Origin of the sequence: Streptomyces roseus, assembly GCF_001044425.1 — a bacterium.
GTDB lineage: Bacteria > Actinomycetota > Actinomycetes > Streptomycetales > Streptomycetaceae > Streptomyces > Streptomyces roseus.
The window spans coordinates 54,691-77,428 of sequence record NZ_LFML01000123.1 but is presented as its reverse complement, the minus strand read 5'-3'; the positions used below and the strand labels follow the sequence as shown (position 1 = coordinate 77,428).

The window sequence follows — 22,738 nt, the reverse complement described above, 5'->3', positions numbered from 1 at the left end:
GGCAGGTGTAGGCAGGTGTAGGCAGGTGCTGCGAGGGCATGCCGGGGTCTGGTGTGAAGCGGTGAATCGGTGCTTCAATCCTTCCGTGTCCACGCCCGCCGGGAGCGTGCCGTACGCGCCGCCGTGCTCTCCGCCCAGGCGGGACGCGCAGAAGGCCTCCGCCACCGCGTCCGGGGCGTGGCGCAGCAGCAGCGACGCCTGGAGGACCAGGGCGAGCGTCTCGGTGAGCTGCCGGGCCCGGTACTCGGCGCCGGCCGGATCGGCCAGCTGCTTGTGGAGCCCGGCCACCGCCGCGTCCAGGTGCCGGTCGGCGCCCGCGGCCCGGCCCACCTCCTCGAAGAAGGCCTCGACGGTCTCCGGCTGGCGGGCCATGGCCCGCAGCGCGTCCAGGGCGGCCACGTTCCCGGAGCCCTCCCAGATCGACGACAGCGGGGCCTCGCGGTAGAGGCGCGGCATGCCGGAGTCCTCGATGTAGCCGTTGCCGCCGAGGCATTCCAGGGCTTCGGCGGCGTGCCCGGGGGCGCGCTTGCACACCCAGTACTTGGTCACGGCCAGCCCCAGCCGCCGCAGCGGCGCCTCGTCCTGGTCGCCCTGGGCCACCCGGTCCGTGGCGCCCGCGAGGCGCAGCGCGACGGCGGTGGCCGCCTCCGATTCGAGGGCGAGGTCGGCGAGGACGTTGCGCATCAGGGGCTGGTCGACGAGCGCCTTGCCGAACGCCCGCCGGTGCGTGGCGTGGTGGACGGCCCGGATGGTGCCGAGCCGCAGGCCGGACGCTCCGCCGAGCACGCAGTCGAGGCGGGTCATGTTGACCATCTCGATGATGGTCGCGACGCCGCGCCCCTCCTCCCCCACCAGCCGGCCGACGGCCTCGTCGTACTCGATCTCGGCGGAGGCGTTGGACCGGTTGCCCAGTTTGTCCTTGAGCCGCTGGAGCAGCAGCCGGTTGCGGCTGCCGTCCGGCAGCACCCGCGGCAGCAGGAAGCAGGACAGTCCGCCCGGGGCCTGCGCCAGCGTCAGGAAGACGTCGGACATGGGCGCCGAGGTGAACCACTTGTGCCCGGTCAGCCGGTAGGTACCGTCCCCGGCCGGCACGGCGGTCGTGGTGTTGGCCCGTACGTCGGAGCCGCCCTGTTTCTCGGTCATGGACATGCCCGCGATCAGGCCCCGCTTGGTGTCCGGGCGGCGCAGTCCGTAGTCGTACGTGCGGGAGGCGAGCAGCGGCTCCAGCCATCGGGCGAGCTCCGGCTCGGCGCGCAGCGCGGGTACGGCCGCGTACGTCATGGACACCGGGCAGGAGTGCCCCGCCTCGACCTGGCCCCAGACGAGGAACTTCGCCGCCCGCGCCACGTGCGCCCCGGCCCGGTCCTGCGCCCAGGGCGCGGCGTGCAGCCCGTGGGAGACGGCGGTGCCCATCAGTTCGTGCCAGTACGGGTGGAACTCCACCTCGTCGATCCGGTGGCCGTAGCGGTCGTGGGTGCGCAGCACCGGCGGGTTCTCGTTCACCACGCGGCCCCACTCCGCGGCCTGTTCGCCGCCGGCGAGGGCACCGAGCCGGTGGAGCTCGGGTATCGCCCACGCGGCGCCCTCGCGGGCGACCGCCTCCAGCAGCGCCGGGTCGGCCGCCGCGTCGTAACCGTGGTGGGGAGGCACCTGGTTGGTGACCTCATGCGTCTGCGGCATCGTGTCCTCCAAGGGCACGCAGGGTGAAGGTGATGAGGCCGGGGATGACGTCCTCCGGGGCCGCGTCCCCGTCCGCCAGTGGTCCGACGAGCGCTTCGGCGATCGCGCCGACCAAGGCGGCGGCAGTCAACTCTGGCGACTGAGAAGGGAGTTCCCCGGTGGCCACGCCCGCGGCGATCTGTTCGGCGTAGACGTCGCGAAACGCCCGCCGGAAGACGAGGCGTTCGGTGTCGACGGCGGGCTCGGCGGGCTCCGCCAGCAGGGCGAAGGCCCGGCGCGGCGCCTGGAGCGCCCGGTACGCGAAGGTCTCGACGGCGGCCGCCACCCGCTGCGCGGCGCCACCCGGGCGCCGCGTCGCGGCGGTCACCGCGTCCAGCTCCCGGGCCACCAGGGTCCGGAAGAGCGCGGCGGCCAGCTCGGACTTGCCGGAGAACGACTGGTACACGCTGCCGGTGGAGATGCCCGCTTCGGCGGCGATCGCGGCGACCGAGCAGCCTCCGTACCCCTCCCGGGAGAGCAGGCGGACGGCGGCTTCGAGCACCTGCTCCCGGCGGGCGTCGAGGCGGGCCTGTACGGAGGGCGGGCGACGGTAGGGCACGGAAGGATTGAAGCACCGATTCACCGCTTCACACCAGACCCCGGCATGCCCTCGCAGCACCTGCCTACACCTGCCTACACCTGCCCGCACCGGCCTGCCCGGCTAGCGAAGGCTCGCCGGGGTCGGGCCGTCGGGGCGGACGGTGATGCCGTACGCCGCCTTGGCCGGGACGGAGTGGAAGGCCGGGACGTGGGCCGGCAGCAGGTGTTCGAGGAGGACGGTCGACTCGCGGAGGGCGAACCGGAGGCCGAGGCAGGCGCGCGGGCCGATTCCGAAGGGGAGGTAGGCACCGGGGTGGGTGGGCCGGCCGCCGGGGGTGGTGAAACGGCGGGGGTCGAACCGCTCGGGGTGCGGCCACAGCCCGGGGTCGCGGTGGGTGAGGTACGGGCAGACCACCACGTCGGAGCCCGCTTCGACGGCGTGGCCGGCCAGTACGCCGGCCTCGGCGGCGTACCGCGGCAGGATCCACGCCGACGGGTAGAGCCGGAGCGTCTCGTGGACCAGGGCCTGGAGGGCCCGGCCGCGTTCCGCCGAGCCGGGGGCGCCCGCGACCAGGGCCTCCTCGCGGGCCTCAGGATGCCGGTCGAGCAGGAGGTAGAGCCAGGTCAGGGTGGTGGCGGTGGTCTCGTGGCCGGCGACGAGCAGCGTGATCAGCTCGTCGCGGATCAGCCGGTCGGGGTATTGGGGGCTTTCGGCGCCCGCGCCGAGCAGGAGGTGCAGCAGGCCCGGTCCGTCAGGCCCGGCCGCCCCACCCCGCGCGGCCTCGATGGCGCGGTGCGCCACGGCGTCGATCCTGGCGAGGTCGGCGGCGACGGCCTCGCGGGCGTCGGCGGGGTCGGCCGGCAGGGTCGGCATCGCGGCCACCACGGAGGCGACGGCGTTCAGTTCGTCCTCGGTGCCGTCGTCGAGGGGGTGCCCGGTGAGGGAGCGCCAGATGGTGTCCAGGGCGAAGCGGCGCATCTCCAGGCCGACGTCGAACCGCTGTCCGGATCGGGCGTACGCGGCCCAGCGCTCGGCGGTGACCCGGGCGGCCGCCGCGATGCGCCGCTCGTAGCGGCGCATCCCGGTCCCGGTGAACTGGGATTGCAGCAGTCGCCGCTGGCTCTTCCAGGCATCGCCGGTGGCGGCGAGCACCCCGTCGCCGATCAACAGCCGGGCCCGGTGCGAGCGTTTGACGTACCGGTCGGGGTGCAGGGCGAGGACGTGCTGGACCGCCCGGGGGTCCGTGACCAGGACCGTGGGGGCCGGCCCGAGGCGGAACGCCGCCACCCCGCCCAGCCGTTCACGCACCAGGGCCAGCAGGTCGACGAGTTCGCCCCCGCCGGAGCGCCACCGCTCCACGAGGGCGGGGTCCGCCTCCGGGACCGGCCGCCCCGTACGGGCGGCGGGCGGGCGGGGGTCGAAACCGGCTTCGGTGGCCACGGATCTCCTCCTGTTCGGCCGCTGGTCCCGCCCCCGAGGGGGCGCGGGCGTTACGGACTGTACGCGAGCGGACGCCTCCCGTGACACCCCGCCCGGAGACGGGCGTTACCGTACGAGCCGCGGCAGGCGCAGGCTCAGGAGCGCCGTCAGGGCGATCATGCCCAGCTGGACGAGCAGGGTGACGACGAGGGCGTCGCGCATGCCGGCCGACGGGACCATGGCCAGGAACAGGCTTCCCAGGGTCGCGACGCCGAGGGCTAGGGCGGACTGCTGGGTGGTGATCATGACCCCGCCGCCCACGCCCGCCCGGTCGGCCGGTACGTCGGACAGCATCAGCCGCATCAGGACGGGCAGTTGCAGACCCTGGCCGAGGCCGGCGACGGCCACGCCCGGGGCGAGCGGCGCCAATCCGAGGTCGGGCCAGCCGCGCAGGACCGCGAGGACGAGCAGCGTGACGCCGACGGCCTGGAGCACGGCGCCCGCGGTGACGACACGGCTGCCGAACCGGCCGACCAGCCGCGGCCCGGCGAGCGAGGCCCCGAAGAAGGCCACCGCCATCGGTACGAGCGCCAGCCCGGCCTCCACGGGGCCCATCCGCAGGCCCTGCTGGAGGACCACCGCGATGACGAACATGAAGCCGCTGAAACCGATCGAGAAGGGAACCACCAGGGCCAGGCCCCGCCGCAGCGACTGCAGGCGCAGCAGGCTCGGCGGCACCAGCGGGGTGCGCCCGAGCCGGTCGGCGCGGCGCTCGGTCCGGTAGAACGCCACGGCCGCGAAGGGGAAGACCGCGAGCGAGACCCACGTCCACAGCGGCCAGCCGGCGGCCCGGCCCTCGGTCAGCGGAAGGAGCAGGGAGACCAGGGACAGGGCGAGCAGCAGCGTCCCCGGTACGTCGACCGAGGCCGGCCGGTCCAAGCGGGTCTCCGGAACGGCGCGGGCGGCGAGGAGCAGTCCGAGGACCACCACCGGGACGTTCACCAGGAAGACCGAGCGCCAGCCGGAGCCGGCCACGTCGGCGGCGACCAGGACCCCGCCCAGGATCTGCCCGGCGACCATGGACAGCCCGGCCGTGGCCCCGTACAGGCTCATCGCCCGGGCGCGGCGCGGCCCCTGGGTGGTCGCCTGGATCGTGGCGAGCACCTGGGGCAGCATCAGCGCGGCCGCGGCGCCCTGCGCCACACGCGCCCCGACCAGGGCCCAGGCGGTTGGCGCCAGCCCGCACAGGAGCGAGGTGACCCCGAAGGCGGTCATCCCGATCAGGAAGAGCCGGCGCCGCCCCGCCATGTCGCCGAGGCGGCCGCCGAGGACGAGGAGGACGGCGTAGGCGACGCCGTAGCCGCCGACGATGAGCTCCAGCGTGGCGGGGCCGGCCGCGAGGTCGGCGTCGATGGCGGGCAGGGCCACGTTGACGATGAAGAAGTCGATCAGGGGCAGGGCCGCGCCGAGCAGCACGGTGAACAGTCCGAGGGGACGGATGGCGGCCGGCGGGCGGCCCGCCGGCCGGGTGGTCGGCGTGACGGCCGGCCCGGCAGGCGTCGGCGTCGGCGTCGGCGTCGGCGGGGAGGGGCGGGTGGTACGTACGGTTGCTTCGCTCACAACGGAAACGATCGCCCCACGCTCAGCCTGGTACCAGAGTGTCCTTATCCTGGTACGACGAATACCTGGCAACGGGATGAGCGGTGCGGCACCCTGGTTCCATGACCACCATTGCCCCCGACAGCGACGTACGCCGACACGAGCTGGCCGACTTCCTGCGCAGCCGCCGGGAGCGGATCACGCCCGAGCAGGTGGGGCTGCCGCGCGGGCGCCGCCGGCGCACGCCCGGGCTGCGCCGCGAGGAGGTCGCCCAGCTCTCCGCCGTGGGCGTCACCTGGTACACGTGGCTGGAGCAGGCCCGCGAGATCCAGGTCTCCCCGCAGGTCCTGGACGCGCTCGCGCGCGCCCTCCTGCTGGACGCCAGCGAGCGGGCGCACCTGTTCGCGCTGGCCGGCAGCCCCGACCCGGCCCCGCACACGCCGTGCCCGAGCGTGACCCCGTCCCTGCGGGCCATGCTCGACCAGCTGGGGCCCATCCCCGCCTGCATCCAGAACAGCCGGTACGACATCCTCGCCTACAACGCCACGTACGGACGGCTGCTGTGCGACTTGGACGCGGTGGCACCCGAGGACCGCAACTGCCTGTGGCTGGCGTTCACCCACGCCGACTGGCGGGCCTCGATGGCCGACGTCGCCGAGGTGAACCGCACCATCGTGGCCAAGTTCCGGGCGGCCATGGCGGAGCACCTCGCCGAGCCGGCCTGGAAGGCCTTGCTCGCGCGGCTGGAGGCGGAGTCGGCGGAGTTCCGCGAGCTGTGGGCCCGCCACGAGGTGCTCGGCCTGGGCGCCAAGACGAAGTACGTCCGCAACGCGCACGTCGGCCTGCTGCACCTGGAGCACACCAACCTGTGGCTCGGGCCCGCGGCGGGTCCGCGCCTGGTGACGATGGTGCCGGTCGACGAGGAGAGCCGGGCGGGCCTGGAGCGGCTGGCAGGACTCGCGGGGCAGGCGGGCCAGGAGCAGCCGGCGGGGCCGGGGCTCCCAGGCCGCCCGGTGCGGCCGGAGCCGTCGGCGCTCCTGGCCCCGGCCGGCGTCTGACGGGTCCCGGCCGCCCGCGGGACCCGCCTACGGCTGCTCGGCCAGCCCCTTCGGCAGCCGGCCCGTGTGCACCACCCCGAGGGCCTGCGTCGCCCGGGTCAGGGCGACGTACAGGTCGCTCGGCTCGTGGTCCGCGGGCTCCACGACGATCACCGTGTCGAATTCGAGCCCCTTGGCCTGGCGCGGCTCCAGCAGGACGACCGTACGGGTGAGGTCCGGCTCCTCCCCCGCCCGTACGCCGGGCAGCGCGGCCGCCAGCACCTCGTGCAGCGGACGCGGCGCGATCACCGCCAGCCGCCCGCCGCCCTCCCGGACCCGCGCCGGGGCGCTTTGGCGCACCGCCTCCGCGACCGCGCCGGCGAGATCGTCCGTCTGCCGCACCCAGGGCCGCCGCCCGGTGGACCGCACCGAGCTCGGCGGCTCGAACCCGGGGTAACGGGCCCGGAGCACCGCGGCCGCCAGCTCCATGATCTCCGCGGGCGTGCGGTAGTTGACGCCGAGCCGGACCAGCTCGTAGCGGTCCCCGACGTACGGGTCCAGGATCCGCTTCCACGATCCGCAGCCCGCCTCGTCGCCGGTCTGGGCCGGATCGCCCACCAGCGTCATCGACCGGGTGGGGCAGCGGCGCATCAGCAACCGCCAGGCCATCTCGGACAGTTCCTGCGCCTCGTCGACGATGACGTGCCCGAAGGCCCACGTACGGTCGGCGGCGGCCCGCTCGGCCGTGCTGCGGTGGTCGGCCTCCTCCTGCCGCTCCGCCATCCGCTCGGCGTCGATGATGTCGTGCGCGGCGAGGAACTCGTTCTCCATGTCCTCGAACTCGTACGACTCGGACCCCTGGGACAGGTCCAGGACGCCCTGCGCGTAGGCGATGCGCTGCTGGCGCTCGCGCTCCTCGGCGGCGCGCTGCGCGCTGTCGTCGAAGCCGAGGAGCTCGGCGGCCTCGTCGAGCAGCGGGATGTCGGCGGGCGTCCAGTCCTGGGTCGTCCGCCGGATCAACTCCGCCTCATGGGCCGGGAGATGGCTGGGGTCGGCGAGGAAGTCACTGACGAGCTGCACGGGCGTGAGGGGTGGCCAGAGGCTGTCGATCGCGGCATGCACCTCGGCGCTGGTCGCGATCTCCTTGCCGAGCTGCGCGATGTCGTCGGCTCCCAGCAGGTTGGGGCCGCCGTACGGGTCGGCGCCGAGGCGGTCGGCGAGCTGGTGCGTGAGGGAGTCGATGACGCGGAAGGCGAAGTACGGGCGGGCCAGGTTGTGCGGCAGGCCGGTGGCGCGAGCCCGGTCCCGGGCCTCGTGCGCCATGGTCCGGTCGAGCAGCAGCGTGCCGTAGTCGTCGTGGTCGATCTCCAGGGCCGGTTCGGGGACCACGGCGCTGTCCTCGCCGCTGCCGGCGGGGACGTTCTCCGGGAGCGCCTGGCGGTCGCGCACCACGTGCGCGAGGACGTCGGCCATCTCCGCGCGGCCCTTCACGGCGGCGGCGCCGGGCCGGTCGGTGCCGGTCGCGCGGATGCCGGGGAACAGTTCGCCGGGGGTGGAGAGGAGCACGCCGGTCTCGCCGAGGGAGGGGAGCACCTCGCCGATGTAGCCGAGGAACGCCGGGTTGGGGCCGACGATCAGCACGCCGCGCTTGGCGAGCAGCTCGCGGTGGGCGTAGAGGAGGTAGGCGGCGCGGTGCAGGGCGACGGCGGTCTTGCCGGTGCCCGGCCCGCCCTCCACCACCAGTACGCCGCGGTGCGGCGAGCGGATGATGCGGTCCTGTTCCGCCTGGATGGTCTGGACGATGTCGTGCATGCGGCCGGTGCGGGCGGCGTCGAGGGCAGCGAGCAGTACGGCGTCGGCGTCGGCCCCCTCGTGGCCGGTGCGCTCGGTGTCGGCGAGGTCGAGGATCTCGTCGTGCAGGGCGGTGACCTCGCGGCCGCGGGTGGTGAGGTGGCGGCGCCGGCGCAGGCCCATGGGGAAATGGCCCGTGGCGAGGTAGAACGGGCGCGCCACCTCGGCCCGCCAGTCGAGGACGAGGGGGGTGCGGTCGGCGTCGTCCTGCCGGATTCCGATACGGCCGATGTGGTGGTCCTGTCCGTCGGAGAACTCCAGCCGGCCGAAACAGAGACCGTTCTCGCCCGCGTTCAGCGCGGAAAGCAGACCGGACTGCTCGGCGACGACAACATCGCGCTCCAGCCGCGCCTGGAACCCGGACCCCGTGTCGGACAGGGCCTGCTGCACGGAGTGTTCGGCCTGGTCACGCAGGTGGTCCAGGCGCGCATAGAGCTCGTCGATGAATTGCTGCTCATTACGGAATTCCACGCTTGACAATTCCACTCCCGACCCGATACGATGTGTCCGTAAAGCTTCACCACGCCCTGCCGTCATCCAGGCGTGAAACATCAAATATACCCAGACGAATACCCCGACCGTCAATTGGTCCGGGGTTTTTTTGTATCCCGAAAACCCGTACCGCACGCATCGCACAGGTGAACGAGGCGGTTGGCCGGAGGTCACCCGGACGGCTCACCCGTCAGGCTTTCGGCGCCGCACACTGCTTTGGTGGACACACAGAGCTGTCCACCACATGGAGCACTCTCATGTATGAAATGCAGGTCGGTGAGGCGGCCACAGGGCCAGGCCTCGTATGGCACGTCGTAGCCCGGGACCGCCGGGCCACCCTGTGCGGCCGCCCCCTCCAGCCGGGAGGCACCGCAGAAACGGACCACCACTGCATGGCGTGCATGACGGCCTTCCAGAACGTCATGCGCGAGGGCTCCGCGGAGTCCTGACCCTTGGGGGTGACCGATCGACGAAGAACCACGCCCGCGCCATACGAACCACGAGCCACGAGCCGCCGCCGGCACCGGGACACCCCGCACCGGCGGCGGCGGGTTTTCCCCGGGTGCCCCGACCACCGACGCCGGCACCAAGTCAAAGCAATCCTTATGGCGGAGCGGGCTGTTACCGTATCCGCTTATGAAAACGATCGGACTGCTCGGAGGAATGAGCTGGGAGTCGACCGCCGAGTACTACCGGCTGTTGAACGAGCTCACCCGTGACCGGCTCGGGGGCCTGCATTCGGCCCGGTGCGTCCTGTACTCCGTGGACTTCGCGGAGATCGAGCACCTCCAGGCCGAGGGGCGGTGGGCGGAGGCCGGTGAGGTGCTGGCGGAGGCCGCGCAGCGGCTGGAAGCCGCCGGAGCGGACCTCGTCCTGATCTGCACCAACACCATGCACAAGGTCGCCGACCGGGTCCAGGCCGGCCTCTCGGTGCCGTTGCTGCACCTCGCCGACGCCACCGCGGACGCGGTGAAGGCGACCGGGCTGACCCGCGTCGGCCTGCTGGGCACGGCCTTCACGATGGAGCAGGAGTTCTACCGCGGTCGACTCGCCGCGAGCGGACTGGAGGTGCGCGTCCCGGACGCCGCGGGGCGGGGGCTCGTGCACCGGATCATCTACGAGGAGCTGTGCCGGGGCATCGTCCGGGAGGAGTCGCGCGCGGCCTACCAGCGCGTCATCGCGGAACTCGTGGCCGGCGGCGCCGAGGGGATCATCCTCGGCTGCACCGAGATAGAGCTGCTCATCGGCGCCGGGGACAGCCCCGTACCCGTCTTCCCCACCGCCCGGATCCACGCCGAGGCCGCCGTCGAGGCGGCCCTGTCGGCCGCTCCACGCCTGCCTTCCCCGCCGGGCGGGGTGTTCGCCCTGGACCGGCCCCCGGCGTGACCTCCCTGGTCCCCCCACGGCGGACAACGCGGCTCCGCCCGCGCCAAGACGCGTCCTACGGGGTGCGGGTGAAGGTGGTGCGGTAGGTGCGGGGTGGGACTCCGCGGCGGCGCACGAACTGTTCGCGCAGGACCGCGGCGCTTCCGTATCCGACCCGCCGGGCGACCTCCTCGACGGGGAGGTCGGTGGTCTCCAGGAGTTCCTCCGCCCGGCTCAGGCGCAGGCTCCGCAGCCAGGCGTGCGGGGTGGTACCGGTCGCGGCGGTGAAGCGGCGGGCGAAGGAGCGTTTGCTCATCATCGCGCGGCGGGCCAGTTCCGTGACGGGCAGCGGCTCGTGGAGGTGGGCGCGGGCCCAGTCGAGGACGGCGCCGAGCCGCTCGTCCCTGCCGTTTCCGGGAACGGGCGCGGCGAGGTACTGGGCCTGCCCGCCGTCCCGGTGGGAGGGCAGCACGATGTCCCGGGCGATGCCGTTGGCCAGGGCCGCACCGTGTTCTCGCCGCAGCAGGTGCAGGCACAGGTCGAAGCCGGCCGCGGCTCCCGCGCCCGTGACGATGTCGCCCTCGTCGATGTAGAGGGCGTCGGGCTCCACGGTGACCCCCGGGTGGCGTTCGGCGAGCAGCGCCGCGAACCGCCAGTGCGTGGTCGCCCGCCGGCCGTCGAGGAGTCCGGCGGCGGCGAGCGCGAACGTGCCCACGCAGTGGGCCGCGACGAGGGCCCCGCGCCCGTGCGCGGCCCGGAGCGCGTCAAGTACCGTCGGGGCGGGCGGAGTTCGGAAGTCCGCGCCGGGCAGGACGAGCAGCAGATCGGCTTCGGCGAGGCGGTCCAGGCCGTGCGCGACGGAGAGCGGCACGCCGCAGTCCGTGGCCACCGCTCCGGGCCGGTCGGCGCACAAGGCGAGTGCGAAGCCGGGCAGCGCCGCCCCGTGGGGGCCGAAGACCTCGGTGACGATGCCGACGGCGAGCATGCCGACGCCGGACGGGACGTACGCGGCGACGGTCGCGAAGGGGGGCACGGGTGCAGTCTGGCACACGGCCGGCACGAATCCTGCGATCATCGGCATCAGTGCCACTCGTGAACTCCCGCGGCTCCCTGAAGGATTGGGGCCATGACAGACGCACCGCTCGGCCGCAGTGCCGCATACAAGGTCCTGACCACCGGCTACGTGGGCTCCACCGGCCCCGGGGTCGCCGCGACCGTCTCCTACGTCCACGACGCGGGACGGCACGTGATCTTCGACCCGGGCATGGTGGCCGGCCACGAGGACATCCTCGTCCCGCTCGCCGAACTGGGCCTCGGCCCCGACGACATCACCGACGTGGTCCTCAGCCACCACCACCCCGACAACACCATGAACGTGGGCCTCTTCGGACGCGCCCGGGTCCATGACCACAAGGTCGAGTACCGGGGCGACCAGTGGACGAACCGCGACGCGGAGGGTTACGAACTCACTCCGTCCCTGCGCCTGATCCGCACCCCCGGCCACAGCGCCGAGGACATCACCCTGCTCGCCGGCACCGGGACGGGCGTCGTGGCCTTCGCCGGCGACCTCTGGTGGCACGCCGACGGACCCGCCGAGGACCCCGTGGCCCCGGACCGCCAGGTGCACCGCGCCTCCCGGCTGCGCGTACTGGCCGTGGCGGACCTGATCGTGCCCGGCCACGGCAGCCCGTTCAGGGCCGACGACGGAACCCCGCGCTAGGCCGGGGAACCCGAACGGGATCAGGACCGAGCCAGGGGCCGGGCCCGGGGCCGGCCGGGCTCACGGTCGTACCGGAAGGAGTGCCGGGCGCTTCGCCGTGCGGGCGTCGCCCGAGGAGCGGCCGCGCAGGCGCCGCCCCAGCCAGGGGCCCAGGAACCCGGCGGCCCAGCGCAGTTCGGCGGCGAGGGTGGGCCCGGGCGCCCCGTCCGGGGGCAGCGGGTGCGTCCACGAATCGTCGCTGCCCGGCAGCTGGAGGGCGTACGCGAGCGAGGCGGCGATCCGCTCGTGGCCGAGCGGGCTCGCGTGCAGCCGGTCCTCGCTCCACAGCCGCGGGTCGGTGACCACCGGATGGTGCCCCGTCTCGACGACGACCACCCCGTGCCGCTCTCCCGCGGCCCGGATGCGGTCGTTCAGGGCGTTCACGCGCGGGGCGAGGGGGCGGGCGAGCGGCGTGATCCGGCCGAGGTCCGGGAAGGTCAGCGTCATGACGCGCGCGCCCTGGGTGGTGAGCGCGGCGAACATCGCCTCCAGGTGGCCCGCGACCTCGTCCGCGTCGAACCGCGGCCGCAGCACGTCGTTGACCCCGGCGACGACGGTGGCCAGGTCGGGCTTCAGGGCGAGGGCGGGCGCGAGCTGCTCGGCGCGGACCTGGCCGGCGAGCCGGCCGCGGACGGCCAGGTTGGCGTAGGCCAGGCCGGGGCTGTGCACCGCGAGCTGCTCGGCGAGCCGGTCGGCCAGGCCGCGCAGGCCGGTGGCGTCGTCCCCGTCCCCGAGCCCCTCGGTCTGGCTGTCGCCGAGGGCCACGTACCGCAGGTACGCGTGCCCGGCGGGGCCGTCGGGGTCGGCGGGCCCGGCGGTCTCAGCGGGTTGCACGAGCCGCCTCCCGCTCCCGCAGCACGGCGATCGTCCGCTCGCACCAGTCGAGGTTGCCCCGCTCGAAGGCGAGGCCGCGCAGGCAGGTCAGGTAGGGGCCGATGCCCTCGCCGTTCCGCAGGAAGTCCTCCTCCGAGCGGTCGCCCCGCATCCTGTCCAGCAGACCGCCGAACAGGTCGACCTTGGCCTGTGCGAAGGCGGCGCGCTCGGTGAGTTGCGCGATGAGCGTCGCGGGGTCCACGTGGTCGGCGGCCTGGACCTTCACGATGAGGTCGTCGCGGATGGAGGAGGGCTTGGCGGCGGAAGCAGTGAACCGCTCCAGCTCCGCGAGGCCGGCCTCGGTGACGATGAACAGGCGCTTGTTGGGCCGGGTGTCCTGGACCACCTCCCGGCCGGAGATCAGCCCGTCCTTCTCCAGCCGGGCCAGCTCGGCGTAGAGCTGCTGCGGGAGCGCGTGCCAGAAATTCGCGACGCCGAGGTCGAACGCCTTCGCCAGCTGGTACCCGCTCAGCTCCTCGTCCAGCAGCGCCGCCAGTACGGCATGGCGCAAAGCCATCGGATCGCCTCCCTCTCGCCCCTGTTTCCGGCGCCGCCCCTGTCCACGGACGCCCCTCGCATGATACTCAAGAAACTGACTAATCATATTCGTGAGTAGCAGATCGTCAGGGAGAAGCCGTGAACGCAGCCGACCGTTTCCGCGCCGCCGTCGAGAGCCGGGACCTCGCCGCCCTGGAGGACTTGTTCACGCAGGACGTGTGCCTGTACAGCCCCGTGAAGTTCACCCCGTTCGAGGGCCGGCCGATGGTGCTGGCGCTCTTCGGGGTGCTGCTGCGCACCTTCGAGGACTTCCGTTACGTCGGCCGGTACGCAGGCAGCGCCGAGACCAGCGCCGACGGCTCCGAGTCCCCGTCGGAGATCCTGCTCTTCCGGGCGTCGGTGAACGGAAAGGCGATCCACGGCATCGACCTGGTCCACTACGCCGAGGACGGCCGGATCAAGGAGTTCACGGTGATGGTCCGGCCGCAGTCCGCCGTGCACGCCCTGGGCGAGGCGGTCCTGGCCGGGCTGGTCGCCGACGGTCTGGCCCCGGCTCCGGCCTCGGGGGCGGCGGGTCGTTAGGCTGCGTGCGGCAGCCCGCTCCCCTACGTACGCCCGGAGGTCCCGGTGGAGATCCGCTCGACCCGGCAGTTCCCCGGCCGGCCCGGCCGAAGAGAGGGGAGCCGCTGATGTCCGCCTCCACCAGAGTGGCCCTGGCCACCTCGGTCTCGGGCCTGGCCTGGGACACCGACCTGCCGCTGCTCCTCGAAGCGCTGCGCGCCCGCGGTCTGGACGCCGTGGCGGCGCTCTGGGACGCCCCGGACTTCGACTGGTCGCGGTGCGCCGCGGTGGTCATCCGGTCCACGTGGGGTTACGAGCAGCGCCTGCCGGAGTACCTGGCCTGGGCCGATGCGGTGCAGGGGGTGACCCGGCTCGACAATCCGGCGTGGCTGGTGCGCTGGAACACCGACAAGCGGTACCTCGGCGAGCTCGCCGGGCGCGGTGTCCCCGTCGTGCCGACGCGGTTCATCGCCCCGGGCGAGGACGTCGTCCTGCCCGGGCACGGCCAGTTCGTCGTCAAGCCGGCGGTGTCGGCCGGGGCCCGCGGAGCCGCGCGCTACACGCAGGACCTCCACGAGAAGGCGGCCGCCCACATCGCGGCCCTCCACGCGGCCGGATCGACCGCGATGGTGCAGCCGTACCTGACCCGGATCGACGAGGGCGAGCGGGCGCTCGTCTTCCTCGGCGGCTCCTTCAGCCACGCGGTGCGCAAGGGTCCGGTGCTGACCGGGATCGGGACCGTCGACGACGACCGCGTACCGCATCCGGGGCTGGTGGGGCACCTGCCGTCCGCGACCGAACTAGCCCTGGCCGAGGCCGCGCTGGCGGCCGTACCGGGGTCGCCGGGCCTGCTGCACGCGCGGGTGGACATCGCGACCGCCGACGACGGGACGCCGGTCGTGATGGAGCTCGAACTCGTGGAGCCCAACCTCTTCATGGGCCACAGCGAACACGGGCCGGCGCGCTTCACCGACCTCGTGCAGGAGCGCGCCAGGTGATGTGAGCGGCGACGGGCAGGTGGTCGCTGCCCGTCGCGGGCAGCGACCGGATACGCGTGACGGCCGCCGAGCGTGTCAGGACCTGGTCGATCCTGGCCAGCGGCAGCGCCGCGGGCCAGCTGAACGCGAAGTCCCGGGGCGGCGGCTCCGTGCGCGACGTGAGCGGGGCCAACCCGCGGTCGTCCACGGTGCCGTTGAGGTCCCCGAGCAGGATCAGCGGGTCAGCGGGCTCGGCCGCGATCGCGGCGCCGAGCAGTGCGGCGCTCTCGTCCCGGCGTACGGAACCGAAGCCGTGCGTCGGGCTCAGGCGCAGGGAGGGCAGGTGCGCCACGTACACGGCGACCTCCCCGTGCGGCGTCCGGGCGGTCGCGCGCAGTGCGCGGTTCCAGCCCTCCCCGATCCCGGTGGGCCTGATGTCCACCGGGCGCACGTCCGCCAGCGGGTGCTTCGACCAGAGCCCGACCGTGCCGGACAGCGCGTGGTACGGGTACCGCGGCGCGAGCTCGGCCGCGTACGCCGGCTCCGCGGCGGACGTCAGCTCCTCCAGCGCCAGCAGATCGGCGCCGGTCGCGGCCAGGGCGCGCGCGGTCCCCGCCGGGTCGGGGTTCTCGTCGCTGACGTTGTGCTGGACGGCGAGGAGATCGGGTGCCCGCTCCTCGCCGGGCAGCAGGTGGCCGCCGAAGAGGCCGAGCCAGGCGGCGGCGGGCAGCAGGGCGGCGAGCCCGGCCACGGCCGCCCGGCGCAGCACCGCGAGGGCGGCGAGGAGCGGGACGGCGAGGCCCAGCCAGGGCAGGAACGTTTCGAGCAGGCTGCCGGGCCGGCCCGGAAGCCCGGCGGGCACCGCACCGTGGAAGACCAGCAGGCAGGCGAGCAGGACCGCGAGCCCCGCGAGGACGCGTCCCCGACGGCGCCAGGACCACTGCTCCGGCCGACGCCGCCGCCCCCGCCCGGCCCCATGCCCGCCCACGCTTCCCCCCGCTCCCCGCCGGCTCCGCTTCCCGCGTCGTGCGCCGCCTTCCCGCGTCGCGCGCCGGCTCCCCCTGCGTACGCTACGACGACGCCCGGCGCGGTGATCCGGTTCCCCCGGCGGGCGGGCGGCCGGGGACCGCGCCGACCCGCGCGAGGACCAGGACGGTGTCGTCGGTGGCCGTGTCGGGCAGCAGATGGGCGAGGATCCGGTCGGCGCCCTCCTCCAGCGAGCCGAGCGGCGCCCGCAGTTGTTCGCACAATGCCTCGATGCCGGTGTCGATGTCCTGGCCCCGGGCCTCGACGAGCCCGTCGGTGTACAGGGCCACGGTGGCGCCCTCGGGGATCTCGACCTCGACCGACCGGTACGGGACGCCGCCCACCCCGAGCGGGACCCCGAGCACGTCGCCGACGGCGTGCACGGTTCCGTCCCGGTGGCGTACGAGCGGCGGCGGGTGGCCCGCGTTGGCGATGCGGGCGCGCCCGGTGTGGGGGTCGTACAGGAGGTACAGGAAGGTCGCCCACTCGATGCCGGCCTCCTCGGCGCAGGCGTCGAGCTCTTCGAGCAGGGCCACGGGCTCGGCGGTGTGCCGGGCGAGGGTCTTCGCGGTGATCCGCAGCCGCCCCATCGCGGCGGCCGCGGGCACGCCGTGTCCCATCACGTCGCCGACCACGAGCGCCACCCGGCCGTCGGGCAGGGCGATCGCGTCGTACCAGTCGCCGCCGACCTCCGTACCGCGACTGCCGGGCAGGTAGCGGTGGCTGATGTCCACGTAGGGGCCCGCCGCGGGGGCGCTGGGCAGCAGGGCCCGCTGGAGGGTGAGCGCGATGTCCTGGACCTTGCCGTACAGCCGGGCGTTGTCCAGGCACAGGGCGGCCCGGGAGGCCAGTTCACCGGCGAGTGCGAGGTCCTCGTCCCCGAAGGCCGGGCGGGCGGCGGACCGGCCGAACATGGCGATGCCCTGCACGGTGCCGCGGGCGATGAGCGGTGCCATGAGGATGCAGGTCAGGCCGCTGTCCAGCAGCAGTTGCGCACGCTCCTGGTGGACGATGGTCCGGGTCGCGAACTCATGGTCGACCGTGAAGCAGAGCGGACGGCCCGTGCTCAGCATCTGGTGGGTGTGGGAGCCCGGCGGGTACGTGACCTCCCGCAGACCGCTCACGAGCTCGACGGCGGGCTCGGGAAGGGTGGTGCCGGAGGCGATCCGGCGGGTGGTCACCGGCAGTTCCGGGTCGAACGCCTCGGTCTCGTCCATCCACTCCACCAGCTCCACGACGGAGGCGTCGCAGAACTCGGGGACCACCGCGCCGACCAGCTCGCGCGCGGTGGTGTTCAGGTCCAGGGTCGTGCCGATGCTCGCGGCCGCCCGGTCGAGCAGGGCCAAGCGCCGGCGGGCCGCCGTCGCCTCCAGGATGGCCTGCTCGCGTTCGGTGACGTCCAGGAGCAGGCCGCCCACGCCGCGACGGGTGTCGCCCGCGCCGGTGAGCGGGAAGAAGCTGACCGAGCGCACCTGGTCGCGGTCGGGGTGGCCCGGTGTGCGCAGGCCCACCAGGGTGCCGATCACGGTCCGGCCCTCATCGGCCACGGAACGCAGCATGCGCTGGTACTCCCCGCCGTCCGAGGTGATCATGACGTCGGCCATCCGGCGCCCCAGGTGCTCGGTGAGCGGGACTCCGTCCATGTCGGCCAGGGCCTGGTTGAGGTGGACGTAGCGCAGCTCCTCGTCCAGCATGACCAGGCCGATCGGGCAGGTTTCGAAGAGGGAGTCGAGGAAGGAGAGGTTGGTCTTCACCCGGTCGAGTTCGTCGCCCCGGCTCGCCAGCCCGATGACCACGGTGGCGCCCGTGGCCCCGGTCATCGGGAAGACTCGGAAGCCGCAGTCGAACACGGAGCCGTCCCGGTGCAGCGCGGGCATTCGTACGCGCCAGTAGCCGAGGGTCCGGGCGCGCTCGGTGAGGTGGGCGGCCCCGCCCGGGGCCTCTGCGCGGGCGGCGCCCGAGGAGGGCTCGGGAAAGAGGGCGGCCGCGGGGCGGGCCAGGATCGATGCGGCCCCGTGGCCGAAGAGGCTCTGCGCGCCGGGGCCCCAGTAGCAGATCCGGTCCTCGTCGTCGATGCCGAAGACGGCCACCACCACGTGTTCCAGCAGGGACCCCGGTTCGGACCTGATCGGGCCGGGGTCGTCCGTACCCCCCAGCCGGTCCGATGGCATCGGCGGGCCCCCTTCTGCGCGCCACTCGCGCGCGTGCGCGGCTGACCGGCGCCCGCACGGCGGACACGGGCTGCCTCCTCAATTCTGCCCGCCCTCGGGGCGCAGGACATCACGGAGCCGGACGGGATCCGCCCGCTCACCCGGGGTGACGGGTTGCCCTCCGTATCACCGAAGGGCAGGTCGGAGCGGGTTTCCCGGTCCGGGCCGGAGATGGGCAACGGGAAACCCGTCGACCCCCGGAGGCCGCCGGGGAAGGCTGAAGACGTCAGCGAGACGGGGCGGCGGGCCGGTACGGCCGGCCCACGCTCCGACGTCAACACAAGGACTCACCCAACAGGGGGACACGATGCGCAAGATGATCCGCGGCGCCGCCGCGCTCGCCACCGCCGCGGCGGCCTTCGTCGCACTGAGCGGCTCGGCCGACGCCAGGCCCGCCGACGACTGGGCCGGCTGCCCCTACGGGGCGGTCTGCATCTACCCGCAGGACCAGAACCCGGCCGTCAAGCCGACCCACGTCTTCACCAGCTACGGAGCCCATAACCTCAGCAACCAGTACGGCAACCACTGGGTCCTCAACAACCAGTACGGCGGGGCCACCGCGAGCCTGTGCACGGGCTCGGGCGGCGCGGGCTGCGGCGCCCCCATCGCCCAGCAGCGGGGTGTCTACGCCAACCTGACGCCGATCAACTCCATCACGCTCAACCGCCCGTAAGCGGGCCGGTGTTCACGGCCTTCCGGGTCCGCCGCTCCCCCGGCGGCCCCGGCGGGCCGGTGTGGCGCGCGCTTCGCGCCACACCGGCCGGACGCGCCCCGCCCCCTCCGACCTCCGCGGTAGCCTGGGACGTTCCATCTCACAACCTGGGCGCGCTGTGCCATGGGGGATGCCGTGGGGGACCCGGACCGCGGACGCGACACCGATCACCACAACGATCACCACGCCGATCACCACGCCGATCGAGAGCCCGATCCGCTCGGAGCGGCCGCGGTCGCCGCCGGCGCCGCGGCGTTTCCGGCCCAGTTGCGCCGACTGCGGGTGCAGCGCGGTCTGTCGCTGGCCGATCTGGCCCGCCGCACGCACTACAGCAAGGGCTATCTGAGCAAGATCGAGACCGGCGCCAAGCGCGTCACCCACGATGTCGCGCTGCGCTGCGACCGGGTGCTGGAAGCCGGGGGCACGCTCCTCCAACTGGTTCCGGAGGCCGAGGTGCCGAAGTCCCGTACCGCGGCGGCCGGCGGGCCGGCCGGGCCCGCCGGGCCGGCGCAGTCGCCCGGCGAGTGCCCCTACCGCGGGCTCGCCGCGTTCACCTCGCGCGACGCGGGCTGGTTCTTCGGCCGCGACCGCGTGACCGCGGCCCTGATCGAGCGGGTCTTCGACCGCATCGGCGCCGGCCCGCTGGTACTCGTCGGCCGGTCGGGCGCCGGAAAGTCCTCCCTGCTCAGCGCGGGTCTCGTACCGGCCCTGCGGCGCACCGGCGGCTTCCCGATGGCGGGCGCCGACGGGTGGCCTGTCGTACGGTTCACCCCGACCGCGCACCCCCTCCGGGAGCTCCTGGACTCCACCGCCAAGGTGCTGGGAGGCGATCTGGGAATCACCGTACGGGAACTGCGCGAGCGGCCGCGGCGCCTGCTGGAAGTCGTCCGGGGTCCGGCGGACGGCTCCCCCGACGGGGCCGGGGAGACCGGGCAGACCGGGCAGACCGGCGAGGGAAGGCCGGCCTCCGTGCGGCCGGTGGTGCTCGTCGACCAGTTCGAGGAACTCTTCACGCTCTGCTCCGACGAGGACGAGCGGCGCGGCTTCGTCCACGTCCTGTGCGCCCTGGCCACGGCGGAACCGGGGACGACGGCGCCCGCCCCGGCCGTCGTGGTGCTCGGCGTACGGGCCGACTTCACCGGCAGCTGTCTGGACCTGCCCGAGCTGGCCGCGGCCTTCACCGACGGGCTGTTCGTCCTGCCCCCCATGTCCGTCGCCGAACTGCGCGAGTCGATCACCCGCCCCGCCGAGCTCGCCGGACTCACCCTCGAACCGGGCCTGGTCCAGCTGCTGCTGCGCGACGCGGGCCTGCGGGAGGGTCCCGCGACGGCCGCCGACGCCCCGGCGGCCGGACCCGGTGACACGCCGTCGGGTGCGCTGCCGCTGGTCTCGCACGCGCTCATGGCCACCTGGCAGCGGCGCTCCGGATCCACCCTGACCGTGGCGGGGTACGAGGACTCCGGAGGCATCCAGGGGGCCGTCGCGCACACCGCCGAGAGCGTGTTCGCCCGTCTGTACCCCGAGGAGCAGCGGACGATCCGCCGCGTCCTGGTGGCGCTGGTCCACGTCGCCGAGGGGACGGGGGCCACGCGGCGGCGCACGTCCCGGGCCGAGCTGATGGGGCAGCTCGCCGGCGCGGACCGGGCCGCAGCGGCCCTCGACGCGTTCGTCCGGGCCCGGCTGATCACGATGGACAGCGACACCGTCGAGATCACCCACGAGGCCCTGCTGCACGCCTGGCCGCGGCTGCGCGGCTGGATCCACGCCGACCGGGACGGGCTGCTGGTCCACCGGCAGCTGTCCCGCGCCGCCGAGGAATGGGAGCGCGAGGGGCACGATCCGTCCGTGCTGTACCGCGGGAGCCGGCTGGACGCCGCCGCCGCCTGGGCCGGGGAACTCGACGGCAGGAGCCGGCTCGGTCCGCGGGAGACGGCCTTCCTGAGCGCGAGCCGCGCCGCGCAGGACGTGCGGCGGGCACAGGCACTGCGCCAGGTCCGGCTCCGGCAGCGGATGACGGCCCTGCTCGGGGTCCTGCTGGTGCTGGCCCTGACCGCCGGGGCCGTCGCGTACCAGCAGCGGTCGGCCGCGCTCCGCCAGGAGCGCACCGCCCGCGCGCAGGCCCTCGCCGTCCGCTCCACCTCCCTCGCCGCCGGTCAGCCCGAGGCCTCGATGCGGCTCGCGGAGGAGGCGTACCGCACGGAGGCGGACCCCGAGGCGCGGGGCGCGCTGCTGAGCACGCAGTCCCAGCCCTTCCTCGCCCGGCTCGGCGGGCACCGGGGGCCGGTCAACGCGGTGGCGTTCGCCCCGGCCAACGGGCTGCTGGCGAGCGCCGGTTCCGACGGGCAGGTGCTGCTGCGGCGGGTCGCGGACCGGCGTACGACGGCCACGCTGACCATGCCGGGCCAGGTGCGCGCGATCGCGTTCGGGCCGGGCGGCCGGACCCTCGCGGCGACCTCCTCCGAGGGTCCGGTCCGGGTGTGGGACACGGACGGGCACGTCGTCGCGGTGCTCCCGGCGCGGACGGCGGACGCCCGGGCCGTGGCCTTCGCGCCCGACGGGCGCACGCTCGCCGTCGCGGGCACCGACGGGACGGTCCGGCTGTGCGATCCCGCCGGCGACGGGTCGGCCGTGCGCGAGATGACCGGCCATACGGGGAAGGTCAACGGCCTCGCCTACGCGCCGGACGGCCGGACACTGGTGTCGGCGGGCGCCGACCAGACCGTACGGCTGTGGGATCCGGTGGCGGCCCGTCAGATCGCCGTCCTCTCCGGGCACACCGCCGAAGTGCTCGCGGTGGCCTTCGCGCCGGACGGGCGGACGGTGGCCTCCGGGGGCGTCGACCGGACCCTGCGGCTGTGGGACGTGGCCGAGCTCCGCACGACGATGGCGCTGACGGGTCACACCGACGACGTCAACGCGGTCGCCTACACCCCGGACGGCACCACGGTCGTCAGCGCGGGCGGCGACGGCACCACCCGGCTGTGGGACGTGCGCGGCGGCCGGGCGGTCGCCACGCTCGCCGGGCACACCGACTACGTGCTCGGGGTCGCGGTGGACTCCGGCGGCACGATGCTGGCCACCGCCGCCTTCGACCAGTCGGTGGTGCTCTGGGACCTGCGCGGTCCGGTGCTGACCGCGCGCCCGTTCACGGAGATCTGGCAGGCCGCGTACAGCCCGGACGGCAGGCTGCTGGCCACCGCGGACGGCGATCACACGGTGCTGCTGTGGGAGGTGGCGGGGCGGCGGGTGGTCGCCTCGCTCGCCGGCCACACCGAGACGGTGTTCTCGGTGGCCTTCTCCCCGGACGGGCGGCTGCTGGCCTCGGCGGGCTCGGACGGGACGGTCCGGCTCTGGGACGTGGCCTCCCGTACGGCGCTGGGCACGCTCACCGGGCACGGCGGGATCGTGTACGCGGTGGCCTTCTCCCCCGACGGCCGGCTGCTGGCCTCGGCCGGCTCCGATCGGACGGTCCGGCTCTGGGACGTGGCCTCCCGAACGCCGCTGGGCACGCTGAGCGGTCATACGGACTTCGCGAACGACGTGGCGTTCAGCCCGGACGGGCGGACGCTGGCCAGCGCCGGCGACGATCTGACCGTACGTCTGTGGGACGTGCCCGGGCGGCGGCCGCTGGCCACGCTCACCGGCCACGCGGGCGCGGTCCGGGCGGTCGCCTTCAGCCCCGACGGGCGCACGCTGGCCAGCAGCGGCAACGACGGCACCGTACGCCTGTGGGACGCCCGGCGGCCGGGGTCGGGGGCCGAGGCCGTGCTGTCGGGCCACACCGGCTCCGTGCGCGCCATCGCCTTCTCCCCCGACGGACGGTGGCTGGCCAGCAGCGGCAACGACCGTACGGTGCGGCTCTGGGAGGTGGCCGGACGGCGGCCGTGGGCCGCCCTGACGGGACACACCAGCGCGGTGTGGGGCGTGGTCTTCTCGCCCGACGGGCGGACGGTGGCGAGCAGCAGCAACGACGGCACGGTGCGGCTGTGGAACCCCGACCCGGGGGCCCGGCTGGCGGAGATCTGCCGGCTGCGCGCGGGCACCGAGTGGCTGAAAACCGCTCCTGACTGCGGGTTCTGAGGCAGCAGGTGCACGTACC

At 74.3% G+C, this 22,738-nt stretch carries 18 protein-coding genes; 8 read left to right on the top strand and 10 right to left on the bottom strand.

Annotation, left to right across the window (positions count from 1 at the left end; genetic code table 11):
- The 4 genes from ACS04_RS27585 to ACS04_RS27570 all read right to left on the bottom strand — a co-directional run.
- Nucleotides 1–1,680: isovaleryl-CoA dehydrogenase (locus ACS04_RS27585; protein ID WP_078865397.1), on the bottom strand; the 1,680-nt coding region annotated here is incomplete at its 3' end.
- On the bottom strand, nt 1,664–2,278 hold the full coding sequence (locus ACS04_RS27580; RefSeq protein ID WP_048479493.1) for a TetR/AcrR family transcriptional regulator: 615 nt from the start codon (nt 2,276–2,278) through the stop codon (nt 1,664–1,666). The genes ACS04_RS27580 and ACS04_RS27585, both read right to left, overlap by 17 nt.
- 102 nt (nt 2,279–2,380) lie before the next feature.
- On the bottom strand, nt 2,381–3,700 hold the full coding sequence (locus ACS04_RS27575) for a cytochrome P450 (RefSeq protein WP_048479492.1): 1,320 nt from the start codon (nt 3,698–3,700) through the stop codon (nt 2,381–2,383).
- 105 nt (nt 3,701–3,805) lie between these two features.
- Nucleotides 3,806–5,179, bottom strand: coding sequence for an MFS transporter (locus tag ACS04_RS27570; protein ID WP_048479508.1), 1,374 nt, complete (start codon nt 5,177–5,179; stop codon nt 3,806–3,808).
- A gap of 221 nt (nt 5,180–5,400) precedes the next feature.
- Between ACS04_RS27570 and ACS04_RS27565 the strand changes: the two genes are divergently transcribed.
- Nucleotides 5,401–6,336 (top strand): MmyB family transcriptional regulator, encoded by a 936-nt coding sequence (locus ACS04_RS27565; RefSeq protein WP_078865394.1) that lies wholly within the window; start codon nt 5,401–5,403, stop codon nt 6,334–6,336.
- 27 nt (nt 6,337–6,363) lie between these two features.
- Here the strand turns inward: ACS04_RS27565 and ACS04_RS27560 are convergent, their stop codons facing one another.
- Nucleotides 6,364–8,646 (bottom strand): HelD family protein, encoded by a 2,283-nt coding sequence (locus ACS04_RS27560; protein ID WP_048479491.1) that lies wholly within the window; start codon nt 8,644–8,646, stop codon nt 6,364–6,366.
- A gap of 269 nt (nt 8,647–8,915) precedes the next feature.
- Between ACS04_RS27560 and ACS04_RS27555 the strand changes: the two genes are divergently transcribed.
- Together ACS04_RS27555 and ACS04_RS27550 are read left to right on the top strand one after the other, a co-directional pair.
- Nucleotides 8,916–9,107: a hypothetical protein gene (locus ACS04_RS27555; RefSeq protein ID WP_048479490.1), complete on the top strand. Its 192-nt coding sequence runs from the start codon at nt 8,916–8,918 to the stop codon at nt 9,105–9,107.
- A gap of 187 nt (nt 9,108–9,294) precedes the next feature.
- Nucleotides 9,295–10,044: an aspartate/glutamate racemase family protein gene (locus tag ACS04_RS27550; protein WP_048479489.1), complete on the top strand. Its 750-nt coding sequence runs from the start codon at nt 9,295–9,297 to the stop codon at nt 10,042–10,044.
- A gap of 55 nt (nt 10,045–10,099) precedes the next feature.
- Here ACS04_RS27550 and ACS04_RS27545 read toward each other — a convergent pair whose 3' ends face one another.
- Complete coding sequence (locus ACS04_RS27545; protein WP_048479506.1) at nt 10,100–11,008, bottom strand: GlxA family transcriptional regulator; 909 nt, start codon at nt 11,006–11,008, stop codon at nt 10,100–10,102.
- A 141-nt stretch (nt 11,009–11,149) separates the two neighbouring features.
- Between ACS04_RS27545 and ACS04_RS27540 the strand changes: the two genes are divergently transcribed.
- Nucleotides 11,150–11,743, top strand: coding sequence for an MBL fold metallo-hydrolase (locus ACS04_RS27540; protein ID WP_048479488.1), 594 nt, complete (start codon nt 11,150–11,152; stop codon nt 11,741–11,743).
- Between the two features lie 60 nt (nt 11,744–11,803).
- Here the strand turns inward: ACS04_RS27540 and ACS04_RS27535 are convergent, their stop codons facing one another.
- Together ACS04_RS27535 and ACS04_RS27530 are read right to left on the bottom strand one after the other, a co-directional pair.
- Nucleotides 11,804–12,616 (bottom strand): SGNH/GDSL hydrolase family protein, encoded by an 813-nt coding sequence (locus tag ACS04_RS27535; protein WP_048479487.1) that lies wholly within the window; start codon nt 12,614–12,616, stop codon nt 11,804–11,806.
- Nucleotides 12,603–13,172: a PadR family transcriptional regulator gene (locus ACS04_RS27530; protein ID WP_048479486.1), complete on the bottom strand. Its 570-nt coding sequence runs from the start codon at nt 13,170–13,172 to the stop codon at nt 12,603–12,605. The genes ACS04_RS27535 and ACS04_RS27530 overlap by 14 nt, the downstream gene beginning before the upstream one ends.
- 119 nt (nt 13,173–13,291) lie before the next feature.
- Between ACS04_RS27530 and ACS04_RS27525 the strand changes: the two genes are divergently transcribed.
- A complete protein-coding gene (locus tag ACS04_RS27525) occupies nt 13,292–13,735 on the top strand; it encodes a nuclear transport factor 2 family protein (protein WP_048479485.1) in 444 nt (147 codons plus the stop codon).
- Nucleotides 13,736–13,842: 107 nt separating this feature from the next.
- Nucleotides 13,843–14,712: an ATP-grasp domain-containing protein gene (locus tag ACS04_RS27520; protein WP_048479484.1), complete on the top strand. Its 870-nt coding sequence runs from the start codon at nt 13,843–13,845 to the stop codon at nt 14,710–14,712.
- Here ACS04_RS27520 and ACS04_RS27515 read toward each other — a convergent pair.
- Complete coding sequence (locus ACS04_RS27515; protein WP_048479483.1) at nt 14,681–15,679, bottom strand: endonuclease/exonuclease/phosphatase family protein; 999 nt, start codon at nt 15,677–15,679, stop codon at nt 14,681–14,683. The two genes, ACS04_RS27520 and ACS04_RS27515, sit on opposite strands and share 32 nt — an antisense overlap.
- A gap of 82 nt (nt 15,680–15,761) precedes the next feature.
- Nucleotides 15,762–17,888, bottom strand: coding sequence for a SpoIIE family protein phosphatase (locus ACS04_RS27510; protein WP_048479482.1), 2,127 nt, complete (start codon nt 17,886–17,888; stop codon nt 15,762–15,764).
- Nucleotides 17,889–18,234: 346 nt separating this feature from the next.
- Between ACS04_RS27510 and ACS04_RS27505 the strand changes: the two genes are divergently transcribed.
- On the top strand, nt 18,235–18,600 hold the full coding sequence (locus ACS04_RS27505; RefSeq protein WP_048479481.1) for a hypothetical protein: 366 nt from the start codon (nt 18,235–18,237) through the stop codon (nt 18,598–18,600).
- Between the two features lie 174 nt (nt 18,601–18,774).
- Nucleotides 18,775–22,719 carry an nSTAND1 domain-containing NTPase gene (locus ACS04_RS27500; protein ID WP_280921032.1) on the top strand — a complete coding sequence of 1,315 codons (3,945 nt, stop codon included), beginning with the start codon at nt 18,775–18,777 and terminating at the stop codon, nt 22,717–22,719.
- Nucleotides 22,720–22,738 lie beyond the last annotated feature (19 nt).

What these genes read in the sequence shown, in the direction of transcription:
- ACS04_RS27565 (WP_078865394.1), top strand. Translation starts at nt 5,401, where the DNA reads ATGACCACCATTGCCCCCGACAGCGACGTACGCCGACACGAGCTGGCC.
- ACS04_RS27545 (WP_048479506.1), bottom strand. Translation starts at nt 11,008, where the DNA reads ATGCTCGCCGTCGGCATCGTCACCGAGGTCTTCGGCCCCCACGGGGCG.
- ACS04_RS27555 (WP_048479490.1), top strand. Translation starts at nt 8,916, where the DNA reads ATGTATGAAATGCAGGTCGGTGAGGCGGCCACAGGGCCAGGCCTCGTA.
- ACS04_RS27505 (WP_048479481.1), top strand. Translation starts at nt 18,235, where the DNA reads ATGCGCAAGATGATCCGCGGCGCCGCCGCGCTCGCCACCGCCGCGGCG.
- ACS04_RS27550 (WP_048479489.1), top strand. Translation starts at nt 9,295, where the DNA reads ATGAAAACGATCGGACTGCTCGGAGGAATGAGCTGGGAGTCGACCGCC.
- ACS04_RS27510 (WP_048479482.1), bottom strand. Translation starts at nt 17,888, where the DNA reads ATGCCATCGGACCGGCTGGGGGGTACGGACGACCCCGGCCCGATCAGG.
- ACS04_RS27540 (WP_048479488.1), top strand. Translation starts at nt 11,150, where the DNA reads ATGACAGACGCACCGCTCGGCCGCAGTGCCGCATACAAGGTCCTGACC.
- ACS04_RS27520 (WP_048479484.1), top strand. Translation starts at nt 13,843, where the DNA reads ATGTCCGCCTCCACCAGAGTGGCCCTGGCCACCTCGGTCTCGGGCCTG.
- ACS04_RS27530 (WP_048479486.1), bottom strand. Translation starts at nt 13,172, where the DNA reads ATGGCTTTGCGCCATGCCGTACTGGCGGCGCTGCTGGACGAGGAGCTG.